Below are 23,647 nucleotides of genomic sequence, written 5' to 3'. Positions count from 1 at the left end.
CCGTCAATCAGTGGAGGGAAGCGTCGGCGTCGGTGATGATCCAGGAGTGGAACCGGACCAACAGGCCTGCCCGGGTGGGAGCACAGGTGAACGGCCCGGCGCCGGCCTGCTGATCGCCGTCGAACGGGATCACCCGCACCAGCTGCTGCGGCGCTCCGGAAAGACCGGCCCGCACAATGAGTGCGTCCGCCGTGCGGCTGAGGCGAACGGTCACCTTGCGGCCGTCCCAGCCATCCACAGAAGCCACCGACCAGTCCGACCGGCCAAAGGTCACCACGGCTCCCAACTGCAGGAGGCCGTCGGAGCGTTCAAGCCCGGCCTTAATCCATGTTTCACTGTCCACCCGGATAAAGATGCCCGCCTGATCAAACTGCTCGGCGAGGTCCGCAGTGAATGTAACCTCCATGGCGGAACCGACGGCAAAAGGGGCCAGGAGCGCATGCTCAGAGTCATGGATAAAGCCGTAGGCCGTGTGCCGCCACGCATCGGAACCCTCCGCGGCTTCAACCAGCAGGTCGGAGCCGTCTTCGACGGCCCGAGCCGGCGGATGTGTCCACAATCCGTCGGCCCAAGCGAGCCTGCCGCGCCGGGATATTTGGTCCTGGTGTGTCATTAGTGCTCCTTCGGGTGGGGTTGGTTGTTGGATCGTCACAGCGGAACGCGGGATTGGTACGGCCTTGATTTCGGCAATGATTCCATAGGGTGGTCCCATGACCATCGAACCGTCTGCCGCCAATGACCCGCGCCGCCCCGTAGGACCATGCCCTGCCAGCGGGCCGCGCAATCCCGGTGACGCTTGGGTGGTGGGGCCCGACGGCCGGCGGTACTGGGGCCGGTTCGGTGCAGCCGGGCTGCTTGCGGTGGATCCGGAGCGCGGAATCCTGCTTCAGCACCGTGCCTCCTGGAGCCACCACGGAGATACCTGGGCCCTGCCCGGGGGCGCCCGGCATGAGGGCGAGTCTGCGATCTCGGCGGCGTTGCGGGAAGCCTCGGAAGAGGCCGGTGTGCCGGCTGCGTCCATCAGGCCGCGCATGATGAGCGTCCTCGACGTGGGCGTCTGGACCTACGCGACCCTCATGGGTGATGTGACGGAGCCGTTCGAGCCCGTGATCAGTGACGCTGAGAGCCATGCGCTGGCCTGGGTTCCTGCGGACAAGGTGGAGGACCTTCCGCTGCACCCCGCCTTTGCCCGGTCCTGGCAGTGGCTGCGGCCGCTGCTGGAGATTCGTCCGGTGGTGGTTGTTGATGCCGCAAATGTCATCGGGTCAGTTCCGGACGGTTGGTGGCAGGACCGCACCGGAGCAGCTGCCCGACTGCTCCAGGCGGTTTCGGACCTCGCCGCACGGGGGCTTGGGGACGGCTTCCTTGAGCTTCCTGACGGTACGTGGTTTCCCGAGTACACGGTGGTTGTGGAGGGCCATGCACGCGCCGTGGACGGAGCAGACCGCCCCGAACCGCCGGTGAGGCTGGTCCGGGCCCAGGGATCCGGCGACGACGCGGTGCTGGCCGAAGTGCAGCAGCTGCTGGCCGGCGGCCGAAAGGTCACTGTGGCCACCAGTGACCGCGGACTCGCCGGCCGCAGCCGCCGGGCCGGAGCATCGGTGGTCAGTTCCGGGCGGCTGCGGGAGCTGCTGGGCTACTGAGTGCGGGTGCGCGGTGCCGGCCCGCGCAGGACGCCTGCAACAATGAGGCCCTGCCCGGCGCAATACGTCAGCATCACCAAGGCGCTGGTCCAGCCGGGCATGGCCTCGGGGACGAAGATGCGGAGGGCAAGGATCGTGTCGGATGTCAGGAACAGCAGCCCGCCGGCGGCAACCATAGGGCGGCAGCGTGCCGCCGTCGCCGCAGTTCCGGCAAGCACAATACCGTAGGCTGCTACGGCAAAGGCCAGACCGCCAAGGGAGGGCCACAATACCAGCAGCATCAGCAGCCACCACACCGGAAACACCAGTGCCCAGCGGGGAAAGGGGCCAACTGCGGCGTAGCGGGCCAGCAGCCAGATGTAACAGAGATGGGCCAGTCCAAAGGAGCCCAGCATCACCGGCAGCTCCGGTGCAAACGGGAAGAAGGCGCCGGCACCGTCACCGAGCCAGGAGAAGAGCAGAGCCATCAGCAGCAGCGCAGTGGGCAGGCCTCGCCGGGAATGCCGCCCGCCCCAGAGAGCTGCGACGGCGAGCAGCGGCATCAGTGCAAGCTTGGTCGGTTCTGCGATCTCGGCGGCGTTGGCAAACCGGGCGCCCACATGGACCGCTGAAACAGCGGCGAAGGGCAGGAAACCCCACCACCACGAACGGGGCAGGGCGCTGGTCTGGTTTCGGGCGGGTGCGGTGGTCAAGGGATTCCTTCGGATCGGCAGGAGCCCATCGTACGGTGGAACCGCCGCCCGCCCGCGGCGGCCCACCGAACCTGGAGCAGCGCGGCTTTAGGGCCCCAGCACCCGGTCCAGATAGTCATTGCTGAAGACCCGGTCCGGGTCCAGCCGGTTCCGCACTGCCAGGAAATCATCAAAGTGCGGATAACGTGAGCCCAATGCTGCCGCATCCAGGGAATGCAGCTTGCCCCAGTGCGGCCGCCCGCCGTGGGCAAGCATGATTTCCTCGACGGCGTCAAAGTACTCGCGATACTCCTCCCGGTAATAGCGGTGCACGGCAATATAGGCGCTGTCCCGGCCATGCGCCGTCGATAGCCAGCGGTTATCCGCTGCGGCCCACCGGACCTCCACCGGAAAGGAAATCCGCCACCCGTGGTCCTCGACCAGCTGCCTCAACGCCGTGAATGCCGCCTCCAGCCGGCCGGCGGGAAGGCCATATTCCATCTCCCGAAAACGGACCGTACGCCGCTGGGTGAAGACCCGGTGCGAGACCTCCGTGTACTGCCGCCCGCCCAGCAGCCGGGCGGCCGTCCGGTTCACCGTCGGAATGAGCGCCGGGACGGCGGTGCCGGCAGCACAGGTGGCCCGGAACACTGAGTTGGACAGCAGCGACTCGTCAAGCCAGCGCTGAACCGGTGAGCGCGGCTGAAGGGGAACGGTCCCGGGCAGGCGGGTATTGGACTTTGTAGCCGCGCGGTCCGTATGGGGGAACCAGTAGAACTCAAAATGGTCAGCGGACTCCACCCGCAGGGCAAGGGTGTCCAGCGTGTCGGCCAGCAGCTCAGAGCTTTCCTCCGCCCGCAGGGCAAATCCCGGTACGCACTGCACCGTGATATCGGCAAGGATACCCAGGGCCCCCAGGCCCAGAGCCGCGGCAGGCAGCAGCGGATCGTCGTCGGCTATGGTGAGCAGACCGCCGTCGGGCTGGACCAGAGTCAGCCCCACCACCTGGGTGGCGAGGCCGCCGAAACCGGCGCCGGTCCCATGGGTTCCCGTGGAGATCGCCCCTGCCAGCGACTGCCGGTCAATATCGCCAAGATTCGGCATTGCCAGGTGGTGCCCGGCCAGCAGGACCGGTATCCGGTGCAGGCGCGTACCGGCGTGGAACTTCACCCGGCCACGCTGGGCATCGACGTCGATAATTCCCTGCAGATTCTCCAGTTCCAGCAGGACATCAGGGGCGGCGGCAATCCCGGTAAAGCTGTGGCCGGCGCCAACGGCCTTGACCCGCTGTCCCGCTGCGACTGCCCGTTTGACGGCTTGCTGCAGCTCTTCAGTGGACGAGGGGCGTTCAACGCGCCGGGGTGTTACCACAACGGAGCGGGCCCAGTTCTGCCAGGTGCGGTTTGCTTCGCTCACAGGAATGCCTTTCCTTCGCCGCGGTAGGTGGGAAGTATTGTGACAACGCTGCCGCCGTCAACCACGGCATATTCGTTGACCCGCTCGGCGAGTTCCCCGCTCTTGGCATGACGCATCCAGACCCGGTCGCCCAGGGTGAGGTTCGACGCCGCCCGGCCGGCCAGCGGGGTCTGGACTTCTCCGGCGCCTTCGCGCGGCAGCAGCCGAAGTCCCGGCGGCCAGGCCACCTGCGGGACGCGGGACGCGCCGGGCGGACCCGAAGCAATCCATCCTCCGCCCAGGACGGTGGCGATGTCCGGCGCGGGACGGCGCACCACCTCGAAGGCGACGGCGGCAGCCGGTGCCGGGGTGAATGCCCGGTAAGAGTCAAACAGATGTCCCGCGAACACTCCCGAGCCGGCGGTAATCTCGGTGACCGACGGATCAGCGGCGGTCGCTTCGATTGATCCTGTGCCGCCGCCGTTGACGAACTCCAGGTCCGCGAGCTCCCGCAGCCCCCGGGCAATGGCGCCGCGGCGCTCGCCGAGCTCCGTCATGGAACGCGGCTGGATCCAGCGCATCAGGGTATTCATCACGGCAGCGCCGGGAACCGCGTCGCCCACCCCGGCCACCTGGCCCTCGTACATCATCAGTCCCACCAGGGTGAACCCGGGGCGGGAGACGATGCGGCGGGCGAGGCGCACGGCGTCGGCCGCGGTGTGCACCGGAGAGCGGCGGGTGCCAATGAAGCCCAGAACCGGTGACCGCCACGACGCGTCGGCATCGAGGCACACGCGCACCGCCGGGCGGCTGCCTGCCGGCGCCAGCGAATCAACCAGGTCCAGTTGGGACTCGTCGTCGATCATGAGGGTCACCCTGGCGGCAAGCTGGTCGCTGGCGAGGAGGCGGGAGAGCGCGGCGCGGTCTGCGCTGGGATAGCCGACGACGACGTCGTCACAGCTTTCGGCGAGCCACAGCGCCTCCGCGAGGGTGAAGGCAAAAATGCCGCGGAATCCGGGCAACTTCAGCAGGGCATCGATGACACCGCGGACCCGGATGGATTTGCTGGCAACACGCAGGGGAGTACCGCCGGCGCGCCGCAGCAGGTCCTGCGCGTTGAAGCGGAGACCCTGCAGGTCCAGTGTGGCCACGGGTGCGCCCAGATGGGCAACGGCCCGGCTGAGCGCAGGCCAGTAGGCCGCCGGATCCTGCCACGTCTGCGGCCCGGCAGGTCCGCTGAGGTCCAGGGTGCCGTGTCTGGGTGTGGTGTTCGGGAACGTCATCGCCGGGTCCTTTCCGATGCCGCCGTTCACTGAAGACGGGCTTCCACCGGATCCTAGCTGGCGGCGGGGGAGAACTGCGGGAGAATTACTGCACAGCGGACATAAAAGACGGAGCCGTGGGGCCGCTCACATGGTTTTACCTGAAATACGGGTTACGCTGGGGTATCTGCAGAGCAGCATTGCTCGTTTACCGCCGGCTGGGAAGCCGAAGACCCTCGAGGGCCGCATGAGCACAACTGCACAACCAGCAAAAACAGCCGGATCAAAAACCCGCACCAACTCGGTCGTCAGCAGCTATTCAGGCCTGCTGAAGACCGTCCGTGAAGAAGGGCTGCTGAAGCGCCGCCGTTCCTTCTACATCACGACGTTTGTTTTTCTCTGCGCCGGGCTCGTGGCCGCGGGTACCGGGTTTTTCCTGATCGGTGAAAGCTGGTTCCAGCTGCTGATCGCCGCTGCGCTGGGTGTGCTGCTGACGCAGCTTGCCTTCATCGCCCACGAAGCTGCCCATAAGCAGGTGTTTGAATCCGGTCCCGCGAATGACCGCGCCGGTCGCTTTGTTGCCAACGCCGTCGTCGGCATCAGCTACCAGTGGTGGATGAACAAGCACAGCCGGCACCACGCCAACCCCAACACCATCGGCAAGGATCCGGACATCGAGATGGACACCATCTCCTTCCTCCCGGAGCAGGCCGCACGGCAGAAGGGCTTCATGGCCTGGTTTGCCCGCCGTCAGGGCTGGCTCTTCTTCCCGCTGCTGATGCTCGAGGGCATCAACCTGCATGCCGTCTCCATCAAGCACCTTTTCGCCAACAAGCAGATCAAGGGGCGTTTCACCGAATTGACCATGGTGTTCCTGCGCTTGGGCCTCTATGTCGGCGCGGTGTTCTTCTTCCTGCCGGTGGGCATGGCATTTGCCTTCCTCGGTGTGCAGCTGGCTGTCTTCGGCGTGTACATGGGAGCCTCGTTTGCCCCCAACCACAAGGGCATGCCGATCCTCCCGAACGACTCCAAGGTGGACTTCCTGTCCCGTCAGGTCCTCACCTCCCGGAACATCAAGGGCCGCGGCATGAACACCATGATGGGCGGACTCAACTACCAGATTGAGCACCACCTGTTCCCGAACATGCCCCGCCCGCACCTGGCCCGTGCATCGGAGATCGTGAAGGCTTACTGCGCGGAGAACAAGATCCCGTACACCGAAACATCGCTGACACAGTCCTACGGCATTGTTGTCCGCTACCTGAACAAGGTGGGCCTGTCGGCAAGGGATCCCTTCGACTGCCCCATGACGTCGCAGTTCCGGCGGTAATTCGCCAGCCTCATCCTGCGCTCAGGAAGCCGGCAGCATTGTCTTCGGACGGTGCTGCCGGCTTTTTTGCGCGCCCTTGCGGCTGCGTCTGACAGACTGGGGTCATGTCGCCGACACCTTCAGACCAGCCCGCTGGCATCTCCGCTTCCACCGGTGCTGCCCCCACAGTCAAGGAACAGGCCAGCCACATCGGCATGCGCCTGGAAGATGCCCTGCACAGTTACCGTGAGGGACGGGCCCGCAAACGCGGTGAAGTCCAGACCGTACTGCCCTTCACGGGATACGGCACCACCGAATGGGTCCGCGTCCTGGGCCGGGTGATCCTCGCCAAGCCCGGATATGTTTCACCCGAGGAGAATTCGGCCGGGGCCCAGGCCATCCGCGACGGCATTCGCGGCTGGCGCAACTTCATGAGTCCGCCCATCAACAAGGCTGCCGTCACCGTGGAAATCGGCGAAGAATGTTATCCCGTCTCCGCGGACCGGGGCGGCGTCATCGACGTCGTTATCCCGGTGCAGCTGGAACCGGGCTGGACTACCGTGACGCTGCGTTCGGAAGATTCCGAGGCCGCCGTGGCTCCCGTGTACATCGTGGACCCGTCTGCCCGGGTGGGTGTGGTCTCCGACATTGATGACACCGTCATGGTGACCGCCCTGCCGCGTCCTTTTCTTGCCGCGTGGAACACGTTTGTGCTGGATGAGCACGCAAGGACACCCACTCCCGGCATGGCCGTGATGATGGACCGGCTGGCCAGGGAAAACCCCGGCGGCCCCGTCCTGTACCTCTCCACCGGCGCGTGGAACGTGGCTGCGACCCTGACCCGCTTCATCACCCGCAACCTGTATCCGGCGGGTCCTCTGCTGCTCACGGATTGGGGTCCCACACGGGACCGCTGGTTCCGCAGCGGACCTGAGCACAAGAAAACGCAGCTGGAGCGGCTGGCCAAAGAGTTCCCCCAGATCAAGTGGCTGCTGATCGGCGACAACGGCCAGCACGACGAAGCGATCTACGCCGAGTTTGCCAAGCGGCATCCGGAGAATGTTCGCGCGATCGCCATCCGGCAGCTCTCCGCCGGAGAGGCTGTCCTTGCCGGCGGCCGCTCACCGTCGAGGTCGGGTGAGCGGCCGTCGGCGATTCCCTGGATCTACGCCCCGGACGGTGCCGGTATGGCACGGCAGCTGGCGGAGCTGGGACTGCTGCCGGACGCCGGTTAGGGCTGGTCTTCTTCGGTTTCCACGGTGCGCAGGATCCGGCGCATGCTCATGGCCAGGGATGCCGTAACATCCACCGGGCTGTCCGGGGATGCTGCGGTGTTCATATCGATCTGGAGCTTGTGGACGGCGTCGCGCGCCTCGGTGTATTCCTCGGTGTCGGCATCCCAGGTCTCCACGGCCTCGCCGCAGGCCAGCATGGCCGCGGAGAGCTGATCGGCAAGCCCGGAGGGAACCGGCATGTCCTTGGGGTGGGTCCAGATGGACGTTGCCAGGACCTCGGTCATGTCCTCCACATACAGGGTCACCCGTTCCATCGCCCGCAGCGCCCGGTAATCCGCGGAGAGGTCACGCTGGTGGCGGCGGCTTCGCAGGTTGCCGTAGCGGCTGCTGTCCGCCAGCTGCACCGATTCACGTACTTCCCTGCTGAAGGATACGAGCTCGGTCCGCCGCTTGGACCAGTCCTCATGCTCGGGCGGCCAGGTTTCCGAAATGGCGGTGCCCATCTCCTTGAGCTGCCGGGCCAGTGACAACCGCAGGGAGGCCAGGCCGTCCACCGCACCGCTCAGATGCAGCGGAGGGAAGACGACGGCGTTGACGGTCAGTCCCACGGCCACACCCACCAGCATTTGCACCGCATAACCCAGCGAATAGCCGTCCGGGTCATCTCCTCCCAGCACCAGGACAAATAGGGCTGCCATAGGCAGATAGTCCTTGCCTGCGCCGAGCCTGGGAATGCCGGCCAGAAGCACACCCAGACCCACAATCAGGGCAATCGTCCACACGGACGGTCCGCCGAACAGCAGGGCTATGAGAGCCAGCCCCATCCCGGTGATCAGCCCAATCAGGGTCTGAACTCCGGCCTTCGCCGAGCCGGAGACGGTCGGGTACATGCTCACCAGCGCGCCCAGCGGAGCGTAATAGGGATAGTGCGCGGCAACGCCGGGCACCAGCGGTGCGATGGTCCAGGCGATACCCACTGCCACGGCCGCCTTAATGGAGAGCTGGATGCGGGTGTAGCGGACCATGCCCGTCAAGCGGTTGGAGACAGCTGACAGGGACATGCCGCGAAGCTTGGCGCCCGTTCGGCGAAAGAGGTTTTCGGTAGTGGGCATCAGATAAGTATGACCCGGGCCTCTCCGGGAAACCGATTTGGGTAGCTCCGGTCACAGAAGATGCCGGGTGTGTTCAGGTGCCCGGTGCGTTCAGATGCCGGCCGCGGCCCGGGGGGCGATGCTTTGGGTCCGTAGGACTTCGGCGAGCTGGTCAAGGAAGAGCCGGACCCGGGGGTTTTCGCGTTCGTTGATGAGCAGTGCGAAGATGCTGCGGGCAAGGCGGATTTCGGGCACGTCCAGGACCACCACGCCGTCGTGCGGGTTGAGCATGGCCAGCTCGGGAACCAGTGCGGCACCCAGGCCTGCCGCCGTCATCTCCAGGCTGGCGTTGAAATCATCGCAGTATGCGGCCACCCGGGGATGAAGATTACAGCCGGCGAAGAGCCGCTCGATGACCAGTGCATCAGGGGTCCCTGGGTGGTGCATGATCCAGGGCATGTCCGAGAGCTGCTCGGCTGAGACCTGAGATCCGTCCCGGATGCCCCAGGACCGGGGGAGGACCACACGGAAATTGTCGTCACCCAGCCATCGCCTGCTGATCGTTGAGGGCCAGGCGAGCCCGCCCTGCCCCACCTGGTAGATGAGGGCGACGTCGAGCTCGCCGCCGGTGCGCAGCCCCTGGATGGTCTGGCCCGGCTCAGCCACATGGATTTTCAGATTGATGCCCAGATCCTGCCAGCCGGGTGAGCCCACCAAACGCGGAAGGGCAAAGGTGGCCAGGCTGGGGAAGATCCCCAGACGCAGCTCATGGGCGGTGCCCGCCTCCACCCGTGTAGTGGCCGCCAGCAAAGCGTCCATGTCGGTGAGGACCTTCGCAGCGTGGCGGGCCATGACAACGGCGGCCTCCGTGGGAACTGCTGTGCGGGCGGAGCGTTCAAACAGGTGTGCTCCGGTGTCGCGTTCCAGCGCTGACATCTGCTGGGAGACAGCTGAGGCGGTGTAGCCCAGCCGGAGGGCAGCGGCGGCAAAGGAACCTACCCGGATAACTTCCAGGAGGGTCTTGAGATGGATCGGGTTTACCACTGGTGCCGCCTTCCGTGGCGTGGGTGCGGCTGCCGGGCCGGCTGCTCCGCCGTCGACCACTTTATCCGGTTGTTTAGGCCTCGGAGGGTTCCGGCTGTTGAGCCCGTCGGGATCCCGGTGCTGCCGCTGACGCGGCTCCGGGCGCCGACGCCGTTTTTAGCCGCTGCCGCTGCACGGGAGCGATTGTCGAGGTCATGCCGCTTACCAGCACCGAGAGTAGGAATCGTGCGGCTCTGCCGCCTCCAAAGCGGCATTACTCCAGCGCTCGACGGCGGAAAGCGGCACGTTCCCGACACTCGGCGGCCTACGCCGGGACGGGAACTCGACGACACGCCGAGGTTCCGCGACACGCGATGAAATTGCGATAAAACTGTGGCCTTCGCTACGCCGCTGACTCTGTGCGTTCACTCTGCACAGGCTGTGGAGAACTCCGGCCCGTTCTGCGGGAATCCACGGAATTTTCCTGTCCACCCTGTGCATTAACTGTGGACGACGGCCCGGGGGAATGACATACTTGTAGTACATCATCTTGGGGTTCCCACCGGGGCTGCGCACTAGATGTAGTGTCTGGATGTAGGATCAAGGGACAGACTTCAAGGCTTCACAAGGGGAGACCAACCATGACCGTTACGGTTTACACCAAACCCTCCTGCGTTCAGTGCAACGCTACTTACCGGGCGCTGGACAAGAAGGGCATCACGTACCAGATCGTGGATATGTCCCAGGATGCCGAGGCCCTGGAACGGGTCCGGGCGCTGGGCTATATGCAGGCCCCCGTCGTTGTTACCGAGCAGGATTCCTGGTCCGGTTTCCGTCCGGACAAGATCGACGCGCTGGCTCAGGCATCGGCCTCTTCGGTCGCCTAAAAGGGCTTCAGCAGCACCAGCACCACACCGGATTTACCGCACCGTCAGGAGCGCAGGAACCATGTCACTGGGGATAGCAGGCCGCACCGGGCTTGGCCCGGAAGCGGGATCCGCAGCAGATGAGCACCCGACCACCGAGGCACCCCTGATTTTCTTTTCATCGGCGTCAGGGTACACCGGGCGTTTTGTTGAAAAACTGGACACGCAGGCGGGAAAGATCCCGCTGCACACCTCCGAACCCACGTTGCTGGCCCAGCGGCCCTATGTCCTGCTGCTGCCCACCTACGGCGGCACCGCGGCGCAGCCCGGGGCTGCAGCACGTGGCGCCGTTCCCAAACAGGTCATTAAGTTCCTGAACAAAGAACACAACCGCTCCCTGATCCGGGGAGTGATCGGCGCCGGAAATACAAACTTCGGGGAATCCTATTGCCTTGCGGCGGACATCGTCTCCGCGAAGTGCAGGGTCCCCGTTCTCTACAGATTTGAACTCATGGGCACGTCCGACGACGTCGCCAAAGTTAACGAAGGATTGGAAGAGTTTTGGACGCATCAGTCGCAGAAGCCGGCATGACGGACTCCAAGGAGCTCCCCGCGGCCTATAAGGACCTCGGCTATCACGAGCTCAACGCCATGCTGAACCTGTACGGCAAGAACGGCGAGATCCAGTTCGACGCCGACCGCGCTGCTGCGCGCCAGTACTTCCTTGAGCACGTGAACAACAACACCGTGTTCTTCCATGACCTGGAAGAGAAGCTGGAATACCTGGTCAAGAACGAGTACTACGAGAAGGAAACCCTCGACCAGTACTCGATGAACTTCATCCGCGAGCTGTACCAGCGCGCCTACAAGAAGAAGTTCCGCTTCGAGACCTTCCTCGGCGCCTTCAAGTTCTACACCTCGTACACGCTGAAGACCTTTGACGGCAAGCGTTACCTGGAGCGCTATGAGGACCGCGTGTGCATGGTTGCCCTGCACCTGGCCCGCGGCGACGAGAAGCTGGCCATGCAGATGGTGGACGAGATCATCGGCGGCCGCTTCCAGCCGGCCACCCCCACGTTCCTGAACGCCGGCAAGGCCCAGCGCGGCGAGCTGGTCTCCTGTTTCCTGCTGCGCATCGAAGACAACATGGAGTCGATCGGCCGGTCCATCAACTCCGCACTGCAGCTCTCCAAGCGCGGCGGCGGCGTGGCCTTTGCCCTGACGAACATCCGCGAGGTCGGCGCGCCGATCAAGCAGATCGAGAACCAGTCCTCCGGCGTCATCCCCGTGATGAAGCTCCTCGAGGATAGCTTCTCCTACGCTAACCAGCTCGGTGCCCGCCAGGGCGCCGGAGCCGTGTACCTGCACGCCCACCACCCGGACATCAACCGGTTCCTGGACACCAAGCGCGAGAACGCGGACGAAAAGATCCGCATCAAGACCCTCTCCCTCGGCGTCGTCGTTCCCGACATCACCTTTGAACTGGCCAAGCGCGATGAGGACATGTACCTGTTCTCCCCGTACGACGTCGAAAAGGTCTACGGCATGCCGTTCTCGGACATCTCGGTCACCGAGAAGTACTACGAGATGGTGGATGACGCGCGGATCAAGAAGACCAAGATCAAGGCCCGCGAGTTCTTCCAGACCCTGGCCGAGATCCAGTTCGAGTCCGGTTACCCGTACATCATGTTCGAAGACACGGTGAACCGGGAAAACCCGATCGACGGCAAGATCATCATGTCCAACCTGTGCTCCGAGATCCTCCAGGTTTCCGAGCCCACCACGTACAACGATGACCTCTCCTACGCCGAGACCGGCAAGGACATCTCCTGCAATCTGGGTTCGCTGAACATCGCCAAGACGATGGATTCCCCGGACTTCGGTCAGACCATCGAGACGTCCATCCGTGCGCTGACCGCTGTCTCGGATATGAGCCACATCGGTTCCGTTCCGTCCATCGCCAAGGGTAACGACGCCTCACACGCCATCGGCCTGGGCCAGATGAACCTGCACGGCTACCTGGCGCGGGAGCGGGTGTACTACGGCTCCGAAGAAGGCATCGACTTCACGAACATCTACTTCTACTCGGTGGTCTACCACGCGGTGCGGGCCTCGAATCTGCTCTCGATCGAGACCGGCCGCAAGTTCGCCGGCTTCGAGCGCTCCACGTATGCGTCCGGCGAGTTCTTCGACAAGTACGTGAACCAGGAATGGGTTCCGAAGACGGAGCGCGTGCGCGAACTCTTCGAAGGAATCCACATCCCCACCCAGGAGGACTGGGCGGCGCTGCGGGCTTCGGTCATGGAGCACGGCATCTACAACCAGAACCTGCAGGCTGTGCCGCCCACGGGCTCTATCTCTTACATCAACAACTCCACGTCCTCGATCCACCCGGTGGCTGCGAAGATCGAAATCCGCAAGGAAGGCAAGCTCGGGCGCGTTTACTACCCGGCTCCGTACCTGACGAACGACAACCTGGAGTACTACCAGGACGCGTACGAAATCGGCTACGAGAAGATCATCGACACCTACGCCGCTGCCACGCAGCACGTGGACCAGGGCCTGTCCCTGACGCTGTTCTTCAAGGACACCGCCACCACCCGTGACATCAACAGGGCGCAGATCTACGCCTGGCGCAAGGGCATCAAGACCATTTACTACATCCGCCTGCGCCAGCTCGCCCTGGAGGGGACCGAGGTCGAAGGTTGCGTTTCCTGCATGCTGTGACGTTCCACCATGCACCGAATGCAGCACTGACTCGCACCCCTCTTATGAAGACAAGGAATTACTCATGACCGAGAAGCTGAAGCTGGTCGACAGCGTCCAGGCGATCAACTGGAACAAGATCCAGGACGAGAAAGACGTGGAAGTCTGGAACCGCCTGGTCAATAACTTTTGGCTGCCGGAGAAGATTCCGCTGTCCAACGACGTCCAGTCCTGGAACACGCTCACTCCGGAGGAGCAGCAGCTGACCATGCGCGTGTTCACCGGCCTGACTCTGCTGGACACGGTGCAGGCTACCGTCGGTGCTGTTTCGCTGATCCCCGACGCGGTCACCCCGCATGAGGAAGCCGTCTACACGAACATTGCGTTCATGGAATCGGTCCACGCCAAGAGCTACTCCTCGATCTTCTCCACGCTGGCCTCCACCAAGGAGATCGACGAGGCATTCCGCTGGTCCACCGAGAACGAGAACCTGCAGAAGAAAGCCCACATCGTCACGGATTACTACCGCGGCGACGATCCCCTGAAGCGCAAGGTGGCCTCCACCCTGCTGGAGTCCTTCCTCTTCTACTCCGGTTTCTACCTGCCGATGTACTGGTCCTCGCGGGCCAAGCTGACAAACACGGCTGACCTGATCCGCCTGATCATCCGTGATGAAGCCGTGCACGGCTACTACATCGGCTACAAGTTCCAGAAGGGTCTGGAAGGCGCCTCGGAAGAGCGCAAGGCCGAGATCAAGGACTACACGTTTGAGCTGCTCTTTGAGCTGTACGAAAACGAAGTCCAGTACACGCATGACCTCTATGACGGCGTCGGCCTGGCCGAGGACGTCAAGAAGTTCCTGCACTACAACGCCAACAAGGCGCTGATGAACCTGGGCTACGAAGCCATGTTCCCGTCCACTCTGACGGATGTGAACCCGGCCATCCTGTCCGCGCTCTCTCCGAATGCGGACGAGAACCACGACTTCTTCTCGGGATCCGGTTCCTCTTACGTGATCGGCAAGGCCGTGAACACGGAAGATGACGACTGGGACTTCTAGTCCTGTGTGAGATATCGACCTCGTTGAAAGAACCGCACCCTATTTGGAGAAGCGGGCCGTCTAGGTGGAAGTCTTCCAACTAGACGGTGCGTTTCACTCCTCAGTCCTAGTGTTGTCCGAACTTGGTCGCATGACCGGACTCCTGGTTTGAGTTGACGATTAAGTTGACGCATTGACAGACCGCATGGCGCCGTGGCAACCATCTCGGCCAGCTTTGGTGTGGTGGCCAGGTCGGCCTGTGCTAGTTGCTTTCCTTGTGGCGTCCGTGAGCCTTCTTTAGGGGTGCTGACTGATGCACTTGAGCTGGACGGCACCCAGTGTGTCTAGCTCCTGGCAGTCGACGTCATGCCCTTGCCGCTCGTCTAACTCCCGCAACATTCCCTCTTCCACCAAGGAGCTTTTGCCGTGGCCGAACCCCGCGCGTTTGTCAGTTTCGATTTCGACCACAATCAGATTCAGCGAACCTTGTTCGCTGGGCAGGCCCGGAGCGATTCGCCTACCCCGTTCACGGTCGAAGATTGGTCGAGTAAGACCCCTTTGCCTCAGGCGCAGTGGGAGCGGTTGATTGCACAGAAGATCAATGCAACGCACATGTGTATAGTCCTTGTCGGACAGACTACTTCTGCCGCCACCGGCGTGGTGAAAGAGATCGCCATGGCCAAGGCGCATAACGTGCCCATCTTTGGCGTGTATGTGGATGGGGCTGACGCCAATACGGCGTTACCAGTCGGATTGGCTCGGAATCGAGTGATCGGTTGGAAGTGGACTAACATCGCGGCTGCCGTTCTGCAGATGATGGGTGAAGGGAAAAACGCGTGATCTGCGTGGCCAGGGCAGCGTCGATAGGGCGAGTCGATGGTACGAGTTCTGGCGGTCGTAGCTGATGTCAGATTCCGGTGTTGAAGTTCGGGAGTTGTACAAGACCGCTGTTGAGATGGCTGATCGGGTGTCCGCTAGGCGTGGTCAGGCCAATCAGTTCTACCTAACGCTCCAGACGCTAATTTTGGGCGTGCCTGCGCTGTTCGAAAGCGTAGGGGACGGCAGCGAGGTCGATCCGCTCCGGAGTTTCCTCTTGGCGGTGGTGGGAGGGATCGTGAGTATCACATGGTGGCTCCAACTTCGGAGTTACAGGGACCTTAACCGGGCGAAATTTCAAGTCATCAACGACATTGAAGCCGTTCATCTTAGTGTCAAACCGTTCACCCACGAATGGGATTCCCTCAAGGGTGACAGAGTGCAGAGCTGGCGGGAACGCTATGCCGAGTTGGGGGCGGTGGAGCGATTCGTCCCTGCCCTCTTTTTCCTGCTTAACGCCGTGCTGGCGGTTATGGTCTGGTTATGAACTACATCGAAGTCTTGGCCAAAAAGATTGAGTCAGAACTCGACGAGGCTTCCCGTCCCTCTGAAAGGGGGCCGGAGCTTTATAAGCTCTACGCCCTTCTTGCGCTCATCAAAGGACCGAATGTCACCCTTCGGGATGTACATGATGCCTGGTCTGTCTGGATGTCAGAGACCGACCCAGCCCATCGTGCCCTAATACCGTTCGACGAGCTGGATACTGCCAAGAGGGAAGAAGACCGCCCCTACGCCGAAGCGATACGTCGGGCCGCGTCAGCCGCAAGTAGGTCTTAATGTCGGCTGTCAGCAGCGTTGGGAGGATGGCTACCTTCCAGAGCGGTGGGGGATGACTGATAGCTGGTTCATGAGGCAATCGTGGCTTGAACCACAGGTGAACGCGCCGTTCGAACTGATGGATTCGACCCACTAAACTCGAACAGTGATAACAGGCGAAATCAAAGCTCAGGTAGACAAGGTCTGGAACGCGTTCTGGACGGGCGGCATCTCCAATCCCTTGGAAGTGATCGAACAGATCACCTATCTGCTCTTCCTGAAGCGTCTCGACGAGAACCAGACGCGAGCGGAGAACAAGTCCAACCGGACAGGCAATCCGGTCGAAAACCCGGTCTTCCCGTCCGGTCTGGACGAGAAGGGCCACTCGTACCAGGACTTCCGCTGGAGCAAGTTCAAGAACTTCTCCCGGGACGAGATGTACACCGTCTTCGCCGAGCACATCTTCCCGTTCCTGCGCACCGGGCTGGTCCAACTGGCCGACGGTGAGGAGTCCTCCTACGCCCAGCACATGAAGGATGCCCGCTTCACCATCCCCAACGCCGGGCTGCTGGAAAAAGTCGTCGACATCATCGATGAAATCCCCATGGATGAGCGCGATACCAAAGGCGACCTCTATGAATACATGCTCTCCAAGATCGCTTCCGCCGGCACGAACGGCCAGTTCCGCACGCCCCGCCACATCATTGACCTGATGGTAAAGATGACGGCGCCCCAGCCAATGGAGGCGATCTGCGACCCGGCCGCCGGCACCGCCGGTTTCCTGGTCCAGGCGGGGGAGTACCTCCGGCAGCAGAACCCGACCCTGCTGACCAATCCTGAGCAGAGCCGGTTTTTCCATCACGACCAGTTCCACGGCTACGACTTTGACAGCACCATGCTGCGCATCGGGTCCATGAACATGCTCCTGCACGGGGTGGAAAACCCGGAAATCACCTACCGGGACTCCCTGGCGGACCTGCACGGCTCCGAGGAGGAAAAGTACGACATCATCCTCGCGAACCCGCCCTTCGCCGGCAGCCTGGACTACGAGAATGTCGCCAAGGACCTGCTCTCCGTGGTCAAGACCAAAAAAACGGAACTGCTCTTCCTGGCGCTGTTCCTGCGGCTGCTCAAGCCCGGCGGTCGGGCTGCGGTGATCGTGCCAGACGGCGTGATGTTCGGCTCGTCCACGGCGCACAAGGCGCTGCGGAAGATGCTGGTCGAGGACCACAAGCTCGACGGCGTGGTCAAACTCCCCTCTGGCGTCTTCAAACCCTATGCGGGAGTCTCCACGGCGATCCTGTTCTTCACCAAGACCAACTCCGGAGGCACCGACAACGTCTGGTTCTACGACGTGACGTCGGACGGCTTCAGCCTCGACGACAAACGCACTCCGCTGGAAACCTCCGACCTCAACGACGTCTTGGTTCGCTGGCAGCAGCGGACGACGACGGAAGAAGGCCGGGCGCGAACCGATCAGTCTTTCCTCGTCCCCAAAGCCGAGATCGCCGGAAACGGCTACGACCTCTCTCTGAACAGGTACAAGGAAGTTGAACACGAGGAGATCGATCACAAGGAGCCGGCCGACATCATTGCCGACCTGGAGAAGCTGGAGCAGGAAATCACTCGGGGAATGGCCGACTTGAAGGGCCTTATCGGTGGTTGAGCTCGTCAGAACACGCCTAGTAGCCCTCGGAGATATTGCGGAGTTCGTCCGTGGAATCACGTTCAAGTCAACCGATGTCGCCCACGGTCCTACAGATACAAACGTCGACTGCCTTCGCACAAAGAACGTTCAGGCTTCCCTTGATACCCGAGACGTCTGGGCAATCGACCCATCGTTCGTAAAGCGACCAAACCAGTACGTCACCGAAGGTGACATACTCATTTCAAACGCCAACAGCTGGAATCTCGTAGGGAAATGCAGCTGGATTCCACGGCTTGAACGTCCTACGGCTTTTGGTGGCTTCGTCACGGTTCTCCGGCGTCGAGACGACTCCGTTGATTCTCGCTATTTGTTTCACTGGTTCTCGTCAGACCGGGTGCAAAGGAAAATCCGTAGTTTTGGGAATCAAACGACCAACATCTCAAATCTGGATCTGAAGAGGTCAGCATCCCTGACGTTTCCCCTCCCGCCCCTCGATGAGCAGCGGCGAATCGCGGCCATCCTGGACAAGGCCGACGAGCTCCGCACCAAACGCCGCCAAGCCCTGGCCCGTCTGGACGACCTGGCACCTGCTATCTTCCACGACATGTTCGGCGATCCGATCAGCAATCCACTCGGGTTTCCATGCAAGCCTCTGACTGAGGTGGGCCACCTTTACAGCGGAGGCACCCCTTCAAAAGCTCATCCTGGAAACTGGATTGGGAGCCTGCCTTGGTTCAGCCCCAAAGACATGAAACGAGATGACCTGTTTGATTCTGCCGATCACATAGACGAGGACGTAACGGTCAGATCGTCATTGAAACGACTTCCCAAAGACACCGTGGCCTTTGTCGTTCGAGGAATGATTTTGGCACATACGTTCCCGGTGTCCGTCATCCGTGTTGAATCGACTGTGAATCAGGATATGAAGGCTGTAATACCGAGGGAGTCAATCGATCCGGATTTCTTGGCTACGTGTCTGCGAGTCCAAGCCGGCCGCGTCCTGTCGCTCGTGGATACTGCCGCACACGGGACAAAGAAACTGGATGCAAGAGCACTTTCCAATATCCAGATTCTTGTGCCGAGCTTGGCCGACCAGACCGAATTCGCTGAGCGTGTTGCGGCCGTTGGACGACTCAAAGCTCACCATGGAGCCCAACTCGCCGAACTCGATGGCCTGTTCGCGACTCTTCAGCACCGAGCCTTCAGCGGACAGCTCTCATGAGCGAGGCCACATCGGCGACCACGGAGTCGGAGGTGCCGACGTGGCCGCTCTTTGTGACCCATGTGCTTCGCGCACTTTCCGCCGGTGAAACGCTGCATCGCTGGGACATCGTCGGCCGAGCCATTGACTCTGCTGGGCTTTCTGAAGCCGCGCGTGCGGAGACGCTGAATACCGGCGGACTCCGCTCAGAGCAGCGGCTCGGGTGGGCCATCAGCAACCTCCTGAAAGCCGGATGGGTCGAGCGGCCAGCACGGGCAAACTACCGCATCACCGCGGCCGGGCGGGAATGGTTCGCCCAACATCCGGACGGGATCAGCGACTTCGCCACGGCACGGACGCTGTTCGCGGCATTCTGGCCCCAAACTGAAAGCCGGAAACCAATCCTCTCCGCAGCCGACGAGACACTCGTGGAGGATATTGACCCGATTGAGCAGATCGAATCCGGCATCAACCGCATCCACTCCGACGTCGGCGATGCGCTGCTGAAGCGTCTTCGGGAGAGCCACTCCGACTTCTTTGAGCAAGCCGTCGTCGATCTAATGCTCAGGATGGGCTACGGCGGAGCCGAACAGCGTGGAAAACGCATCGGTGGCAGCAATGACGGCGGCGTCGACGGGGTCATAGACCAGGACGCGCTGGGTCTGGACCGTATCTATGTGTAGGCTCAGCGATACGCCGATGGCAATACTGAGGGCCGTGAAGCTATTCAGGCGTTCGTCGGCGCGGTGCACGGCGTCGGCGCCTCGCGTGGCGTCTTAATCACCACCAGCGCTTTCACAGCCGGCGCCCGAGAGTACGTGAAGGCGGTTCCGTCGCGGGTCATTCTGATTGACGGTGTCCGATTTGTGGGGCTGATGATCAAGGACCGGGTGGGAGTCCAGGTGAAGCAGAGTTACGACATTGTCGAGCTCGACGAGGATCATTTTGAGTAGCTGCAGTCCATGGAACAGGTTTGCATCGCCACGGATTTGAGTGGAAAGCGGTGTCGCCTGGCTGCAATCCGGGCAGCACCGTTTAGGCTCCTGAGAGAAGAACAATAAAGGAGTGGCATTGGGGGATGTGAACAGCAACTTTGCCGTACTGCAGGCGGAGTGGCCGGGTATTGCGAAGGAAGCGCGGCTGGCGGAGCTGTATGCGCGGAAGGATCCTCGGTCTTCGCTGCTATATGCGCGGCGGTCGGTCGAAGCGCTGCTGGCCTGGCTGTACGACGCAGACGGCTCGCTGACGTTGCCTTACAAGAGCGATCTCAACGCGCTGATGTCGGAACCGACGTTCAAGCGGCTCGCGGGTGAGACGATGGTGAGCAAGTTCCACCTGATCCGTAAGGTCGCGAACAGCGCCATCCACACCAATGCCGCAATCACCGTCCAGCACTCCGAGCAGACCGTTCGGGAACTCTTCCATGTCTGCATCTGGCTGGCACTTCGCTACACCCGGGATCCCACCCACCGCCCGGCCTCCACGCTCGCGTTTAGCGGACAGTTCCTCAGCCCCACGCCGAAGCCGGGCGTTCCTGCCCCTGCCGGGAAGCCCCGCACGGCGGAGCAGACGGCCAAACTCGCCGAAGAACTTGCCAACAAGGATGCGGCTCTGGCCGCGCAGAAGCAGGACAACGAGCAGCTGCAGGCCCAGCTTGTAGCCCTGCGTGCGGAGATCGCCCGGGCCAAGGAAGACAACAAGAAGCTCCCAGACAGCCACGACTATTCCGAGGTGGAAACCCGGGTCTACATTGACCTGTACCTGGGCGAAGCGGGGTGGTCACTGGACAAGGCCGAGGATCGCGAATTCGAAGTCCACCACATGCCCACCCATGCCGGTCCCGCCACCGGAACCGGGTTCGTGGACTATGTGCTGTGGGGATCCGACGGTAAGCCCCTCGCCGTCGTCGAAGCCAAACGCTCATCCAAGTCACCCTACGAGGGGCAGCAGCAGGCCAAGCTCTACGCCGATGCGTTGGAGGCGGAGAACGGCCAGCGCCCGGTCATTTACTACAGCAACGGCTACGAGCACTGGATCTGGGACGACGCCTCCGGCTACCCGCCCCGGCCGGTGCAAGGCTTCCACACCCGGGACCAGCTCCAGCTGATGGTGGACCGCCGCACCACTAGGAAACCCCTGGCTGCGGCGCCCATCAATACCGAGATCGCCGGACGCAGCTATCAGCAGGCGGCCATTCGCGCCGTCACGGACGCTCTGGAAACAGATAAGGAACGCAAGGCGTTACTGGTCATGGCGACCGGCTCCGGCAAGACGCGTACCGTCGTCGCGCTGTCTGATTTGCTGATGCAGGCGAACTGGGCCAAACGTGTCCTGTTTCTTGCGGACCGCATAGCCCTGGTCGACCAGGCAGCCCGCGCTTTCAAAACGAGCCTCCCCGGGTCATCCCCGGTAATTCTCGGCCGTGATGTGGAGGCAGACAGCCGCATCCACATCGCGACCTATCCAACGATGATGAACTTGATCAACGAACGGACCGACGACGGCACGGTCCTGAAACAGCGGTTCGGAATTGGCCACTACGACCTGATCATCATCGATGAGGCTCACCGCTCCGTGTACCAGAAGTACCGGGCCATCTTCGATTACTTTGATGCGTATCTGGTGGGCTTGACCGCTACACCGCAGTCCGAGGTGGACCGCAACACTTACTCGCTGTTCGACATCGAGGACCACGTCCCCACGTTCGCCTACGAGCTGACGCAGGCCATCTCCGACGGTTACCTGGTACCGCCCCGGACCGTGTCCATTCCGCTGAAGTTCCCGGTCGAAGGAATCCGCTACGAGGAACTCTCGGAGGAGGAAAAGGAGGACTGGGACTCCGCCGAATGGGATGAGGACGGGGAAATTCCCGACGCCGTGGATCCGGCTATCCTGAACACCTGGTTGTTTAACGCCGACACCTTGGACAAGGCACTCGAGGTGCTGATGACCCGAGGGCATAAGGTCGCCGGAGGAGACCGGCTCGGAAAGACGATCATCTTTGCCAAGAACCAGAAGCATGCCGAATTCATCGCCGAACGATTCAACATCAACTACCCCCAGTACGGGGGCACTTTCGCGAAGATCATCACGCACAGCGTCAACTACGCCTCCACCCTGATCGACGCCTTCGCCCGTACCGATGACAGCCCCCACATTGCTGTGTCGGTGGACATGCTCGACACCGGGATTGACGTGCCCGAAGTGGTCAACCTGCTCTTCTTCAAGGTGGTGCGCTCCAAGACCAAGTTCTGGCAGATGGTCGGCCGGGGTACCCGGCTCCGGCCGGACCTGTACGGACCCGGTGAAAACAAACAGGACTTTTTCATCTTTGACGTCTGCCAGAACATTGAATACTTCAACGCCGAGCTGCCCGGTTCCGAAGGGTCCCTGGGACAGTCCCTGGCGCACCGCAGCTTCGCCGTCCGGGCACAGTTGCTGGCCGAAGCCCGCACTGCCGGGCTCGACGGCGACTTCGTGCCGGCACTTCAATCCGGACTGGTAGGGCAAGTGGCAGGGCTGCCCCGGGAGAACTTCCTGGTACGCCCGCAGCTGGAGTGGGTGGAGAAGTTCTCGAAGCCCGCTTCGTGGGGCACCCTTGGCACTCAGGATCTGACAGACCTGCAGACGAAGCTGGCCCCCTTGGCGACGCTGGCTTCCGCCGCCGACACGGAGGAAGCCAAACGCTTCGACCTGCTGATGTACCAGGCTCAGCTGGCTTCACTGACCTCAGCGGCCGCCGTCGAGCCGTACCGCAAGAAGATTGTCGAGATTGCGTCCGCACTCCAGGACCAGCCGAACATCCCCGCTATCGCTGCCCAGATGCTTCTGATCCAGTCGATCCTGGAGGGAGGGGAATGGGGCCAGGTCTCGCCGCAGTGGCTTGAGTTAATCCGGGTTCGTCTCCGGGGGCTGGTGCACCTAATCGAGAAGAAGCGCCGCAAGGTGGTCTACTCGAACTTTGAAGACACCCTCGGCGAGATCGTGGAAGGCGAACTGATAGCGACCAAGACCGGGTCCGTGGATTTGGTCCGCTACCGGGAGAAGGCCCGCGTATATCTGCAGGGGTTCCTGAACCACATGGCCATTCACCGCCTCCGCCGCGGGCTGCCCCTGACGGAGACCGATCTGGAGGAATTGCAGCGCATGCTGGTCGAGAGCGGTGCAGGCTCGCCCGAGGACCTTTCGGCGGCGACCGAGCAGGCAGAGGGCCTCGGGCTCTTCGTGAGGTCCCTGGTGGGAATGGACCGCCAGGCAGCTCTGGATTCCCTGTCCGAGTTCGTGGGAGACAAGACCCTGAACGCCAACCAATTGCATTTCGTGGACATGATCGTCCAGCAGCTCACGGAGAACGGCGTCGTAGAAATCGGGGCGCTGTATGAATCACCCTACAGCGATGCCGCACCCGCGGGACCCGAGAGCCTGTTCCCGGAGAAGGATGTGGATCTGCTGGCCGAGGCGTTGGCGCGGGTGCGCTTTTCCGCGATGGTGGGGTAGCTCCCGATGTTTGTCTAGGTCGGAGGCAGCCTTACTGCTTCGGGCTGCCGTTCCCTGGGTGCTTTCTTCCGCTGAGCGCTGGAGGTACTGGGTCGAACTGGGCTTCTTCGATGAAGGCTGCAGCCATTGGGTGACCGATCGGGCTTTCCTACGTGCCCGGAGCCGCAATGCTTCTTGGGATATACAGCGGTCGCACCGACGATGACGGGATCGAAGGCGTTTCGCTGTTGCCGGTTCTCGGACGTCTGTCACGGCGCACGGCAGGGGGGGGCTGGAATTGGCACTCCAGCGAATCCTCATGTCTACGGTCCTGACGCGCTCGCGGCGGCGCGCCTGGTTGGGGTCCCGTGTAGGAGTCCGGTGTTTATGTGAGTTTTGTGTCCGAGAATGGACACAGGAGGAAATTCACGAATCATGGCACGCAGACAC

Annotated in this window: 19 protein-coding genes and 1 pseudogene; 14 read left to right on the top strand and 6 right to left on the bottom strand. The window is 62.4% G+C overall.

Annotated features, from left to right (window positions below; genetic code table 11):
* Positions 1-7: 7 nt before the first annotated feature.
* The gene (locus ABIB35_RS05555) at positions 8-613 is read right to left on the bottom strand and encodes a DUF1349 domain-containing protein (RefSeq protein WP_354179606.1); all 606 of its coding nucleotides are present in this window, start codon (positions 611-613) and stop codon (positions 8-10) included.
* Positions 614-710: 97 nt separating this feature from the next.
* Between ABIB35_RS05555 and ABIB35_RS05550 the strand changes: the two genes are divergently transcribed.
* A complete protein-coding gene (locus tag ABIB35_RS05550; protein WP_354179604.1) occupies positions 711-1,643 on the top strand; it encodes an NUDIX domain-containing protein in 933 nt (310 codons plus the stop codon).
* On the opposite strand, the gene ABIB35_RS05545 is transcribed toward ABIB35_RS05550, so the two are convergent.
* The 3 genes from ABIB35_RS05545 to ABIB35_RS05535 form a co-directional block, all read right to left on the bottom strand.
* A complete protein-coding gene (locus ABIB35_RS05545; RefSeq protein ID WP_354179602.1) occupies positions 1,637-2,335 on the bottom strand; it encodes a lysoplasmalogenase in 699 nt (232 codons plus the stop codon). The two genes, ABIB35_RS05550 and ABIB35_RS05545, sit on opposite strands and share 7 nt — an antisense overlap.
* An 87-nt stretch (positions 2,336-2,422) precedes the next feature.
* Positions 2,423-3,730 carry a D-arabinono-1,4-lactone oxidase gene (locus ABIB35_RS05540; RefSeq protein ID WP_354179601.1) on the bottom strand — a complete coding sequence of 436 codons (1,308 nt, stop codon included), beginning with the start codon at positions 3,728-3,730 and terminating at the stop codon, positions 2,423-2,425.
* The gene (locus ABIB35_RS05535; protein ID WP_354179599.1) at positions 3,727-4,992 is read right to left on the bottom strand and encodes an amino acid deaminase/aldolase; all 1,266 of its coding nucleotides are present in this window, start codon (positions 4,990-4,992) and stop codon (positions 3,727-3,729) included. Before ABIB35_RS05535 ends, ABIB35_RS05540 begins: the two co-directional genes overlap by 4 nt.
* Before the next feature lie 226 nt (positions 4,993-5,218).
* Between ABIB35_RS05535 and ABIB35_RS05530 the strand changes: the two genes are divergently transcribed.
* Positions 5,219-6,301 carry a fatty acid desaturase family protein gene (locus tag ABIB35_RS05530; RefSeq protein WP_354179597.1) on the top strand — a complete coding sequence of 361 codons (1,083 nt, stop codon included), beginning with the start codon at positions 5,219-5,221 and terminating at the stop codon, positions 6,299-6,301.
* Positions 6,302-6,405: 104 nt separating this feature from the next.
* Positions 6,406-7,515: an App1 family protein phosphatidate phosphatase gene (locus ABIB35_RS05525; RefSeq protein WP_502915735.1), complete on the top strand. Its 1,110-nt coding sequence runs from the start codon at positions 6,406-6,408 to the stop codon at positions 7,513-7,515.
* On the opposite strand, the gene ABIB35_RS05520 is transcribed toward ABIB35_RS05525, so the two are convergent.
* Both ABIB35_RS05520 and ABIB35_RS05515 read right to left on the bottom strand, forming a co-directional pair.
* Positions 7,512-8,627 (bottom strand): FUSC family protein, encoded by a 1,116-nt coding sequence (locus tag ABIB35_RS05520; protein WP_354179595.1) that lies wholly within the window; start codon positions 8,625-8,627, stop codon positions 7,512-7,514. The genes ABIB35_RS05525 and ABIB35_RS05520 overlap by 4 nt on opposite strands.
* A gap of 90 nt (positions 8,628-8,717) precedes the next feature.
* Positions 8,718-9,650, bottom strand: coding sequence for a LysR family transcriptional regulator (locus tag ABIB35_RS05515; protein ID WP_354179593.1), 933 nt, complete (start codon positions 9,648-9,650; stop codon positions 8,718-8,720).
* A 620-nt stretch (positions 9,651-10,270) separates the two neighbouring features.
* Between ABIB35_RS05515 and nrdH the strand changes: the two genes are divergently transcribed.
* The 11 genes and pseudogenes from nrdH to ABIB35_RS05460 all read left to right on the top strand — a co-directional run bounded on the left by nrdH (position 10,271) and on the right by ABIB35_RS05460 (position 23,218).
* The gene (nrdH, locus tag ABIB35_RS05510) at positions 10,271-10,516 is read left to right on the top strand and encodes a glutaredoxin-like protein NrdH (protein WP_354179591.1); all 246 of its coding nucleotides are present in this window, start codon (positions 10,271-10,273) and stop codon (positions 10,514-10,516) included.
* 61 nt (positions 10,517-10,577) lie between these two features.
* Positions 10,578-11,087, top strand: coding sequence for a class Ib ribonucleoside-diphosphate reductase assembly flavoprotein NrdI (gene nrdI / locus ABIB35_RS05505; RefSeq protein WP_354179589.1), 510 nt, complete (start codon positions 10,578-10,580; stop codon positions 11,085-11,087).
* Positions 11,084-13,222 carry a class 1b ribonucleoside-diphosphate reductase subunit alpha gene (nrdE, locus tag ABIB35_RS05500; RefSeq protein ID WP_354179878.1) on the top strand — a complete coding sequence of 713 codons (2,139 nt, stop codon included), beginning with the start codon at positions 11,084-11,086 and terminating at the stop codon, positions 13,220-13,222. Before nrdI ends, nrdE begins: the two co-directional genes overlap by 4 nt.
* Positions 13,223-13,286: 64 nt before the next feature.
* On the top strand, positions 13,287-14,261 hold the full coding sequence (nrdF, locus tag ABIB35_RS05495) for a class 1b ribonucleoside-diphosphate reductase subunit beta (RefSeq protein ID WP_354179587.1): 975 nt from the start codon (positions 13,287-13,289) through the stop codon (positions 14,259-14,261).
* 405 nt (positions 14,262-14,666) lie between these two features.
* The gene (locus tag ABIB35_RS05490) at positions 14,667-15,080 is read left to right on the top strand and encodes a TIR domain-containing protein (RefSeq protein WP_354179586.1); all 414 of its coding nucleotides are present in this window, start codon (positions 14,667-14,669) and stop codon (positions 15,078-15,080) included.
* Positions 15,081-15,144: 64 nt separating this feature from the next.
* Positions 15,145-15,603, top strand: coding sequence for a RipA family octameric membrane protein (locus ABIB35_RS05485; RefSeq protein ID WP_354179584.1), 459 nt, complete (start codon positions 15,145-15,147; stop codon positions 15,601-15,603).
* Positions 15,600-15,893 (top strand): DUF7701 domain-containing protein, encoded by a 294-nt coding sequence (locus ABIB35_RS05480; RefSeq protein WP_354179583.1) that lies wholly within the window; start codon positions 15,600-15,602, stop codon positions 15,891-15,893. The genes ABIB35_RS05485 and ABIB35_RS05480 overlap by 4 nt, the downstream gene beginning before the upstream one ends.
* Positions 15,894-16,038: 145 nt before the next feature.
* Positions 16,039-17,538 carry a type I restriction-modification system subunit M gene (locus ABIB35_RS05475; RefSeq protein WP_354179581.1) on the top strand — a complete coding sequence of 500 codons (1,500 nt, stop codon included), beginning with the start codon at positions 16,039-16,041 and terminating at the stop codon, positions 17,536-17,538.
* Complete coding sequence (locus tag ABIB35_RS05470) at positions 17,531-18,742, top strand: restriction endonuclease subunit S (protein ID WP_354179580.1); 1,212 nt, start codon at positions 17,531-17,533, stop codon at positions 18,740-18,742. The genes ABIB35_RS05475 and ABIB35_RS05470 overlap by 8 nt, the downstream gene beginning before the upstream one ends.
* Positions 18,739-19,674, top strand: a pseudogene (locus ABIB35_RS05465) (restriction endonuclease). The gene ABIB35_RS05470 and the pseudogene ABIB35_RS05465 overlap by 4 nt, the downstream one beginning before the upstream one ends.
* Before the next feature lie 127 nt (positions 19,675-19,801).
* The gene (locus ABIB35_RS05460; protein WP_354179578.1) at positions 19,802-23,218 is read left to right on the top strand and encodes a DEAD/DEAH box helicase family protein; all 3,417 of its coding nucleotides are present in this window, start codon (positions 19,802-19,804) and stop codon (positions 23,216-23,218) included.
* Positions 23,219-23,647 lie beyond the last annotated feature (429 nt).

It is taken from the genome of Arthrobacter sp. UYP6, from assembly GCF_040547315.1.
Taxonomy (GTDB): Bacteria; Actinomycetota; Actinomycetes; order Actinomycetales; family Micrococcaceae; genus Arthrobacter_B.
The sequence above is the reverse complement of the archived record's forward strand: the minus strand, read 5'-3'. Positions and strand labels throughout refer to the sequence as shown.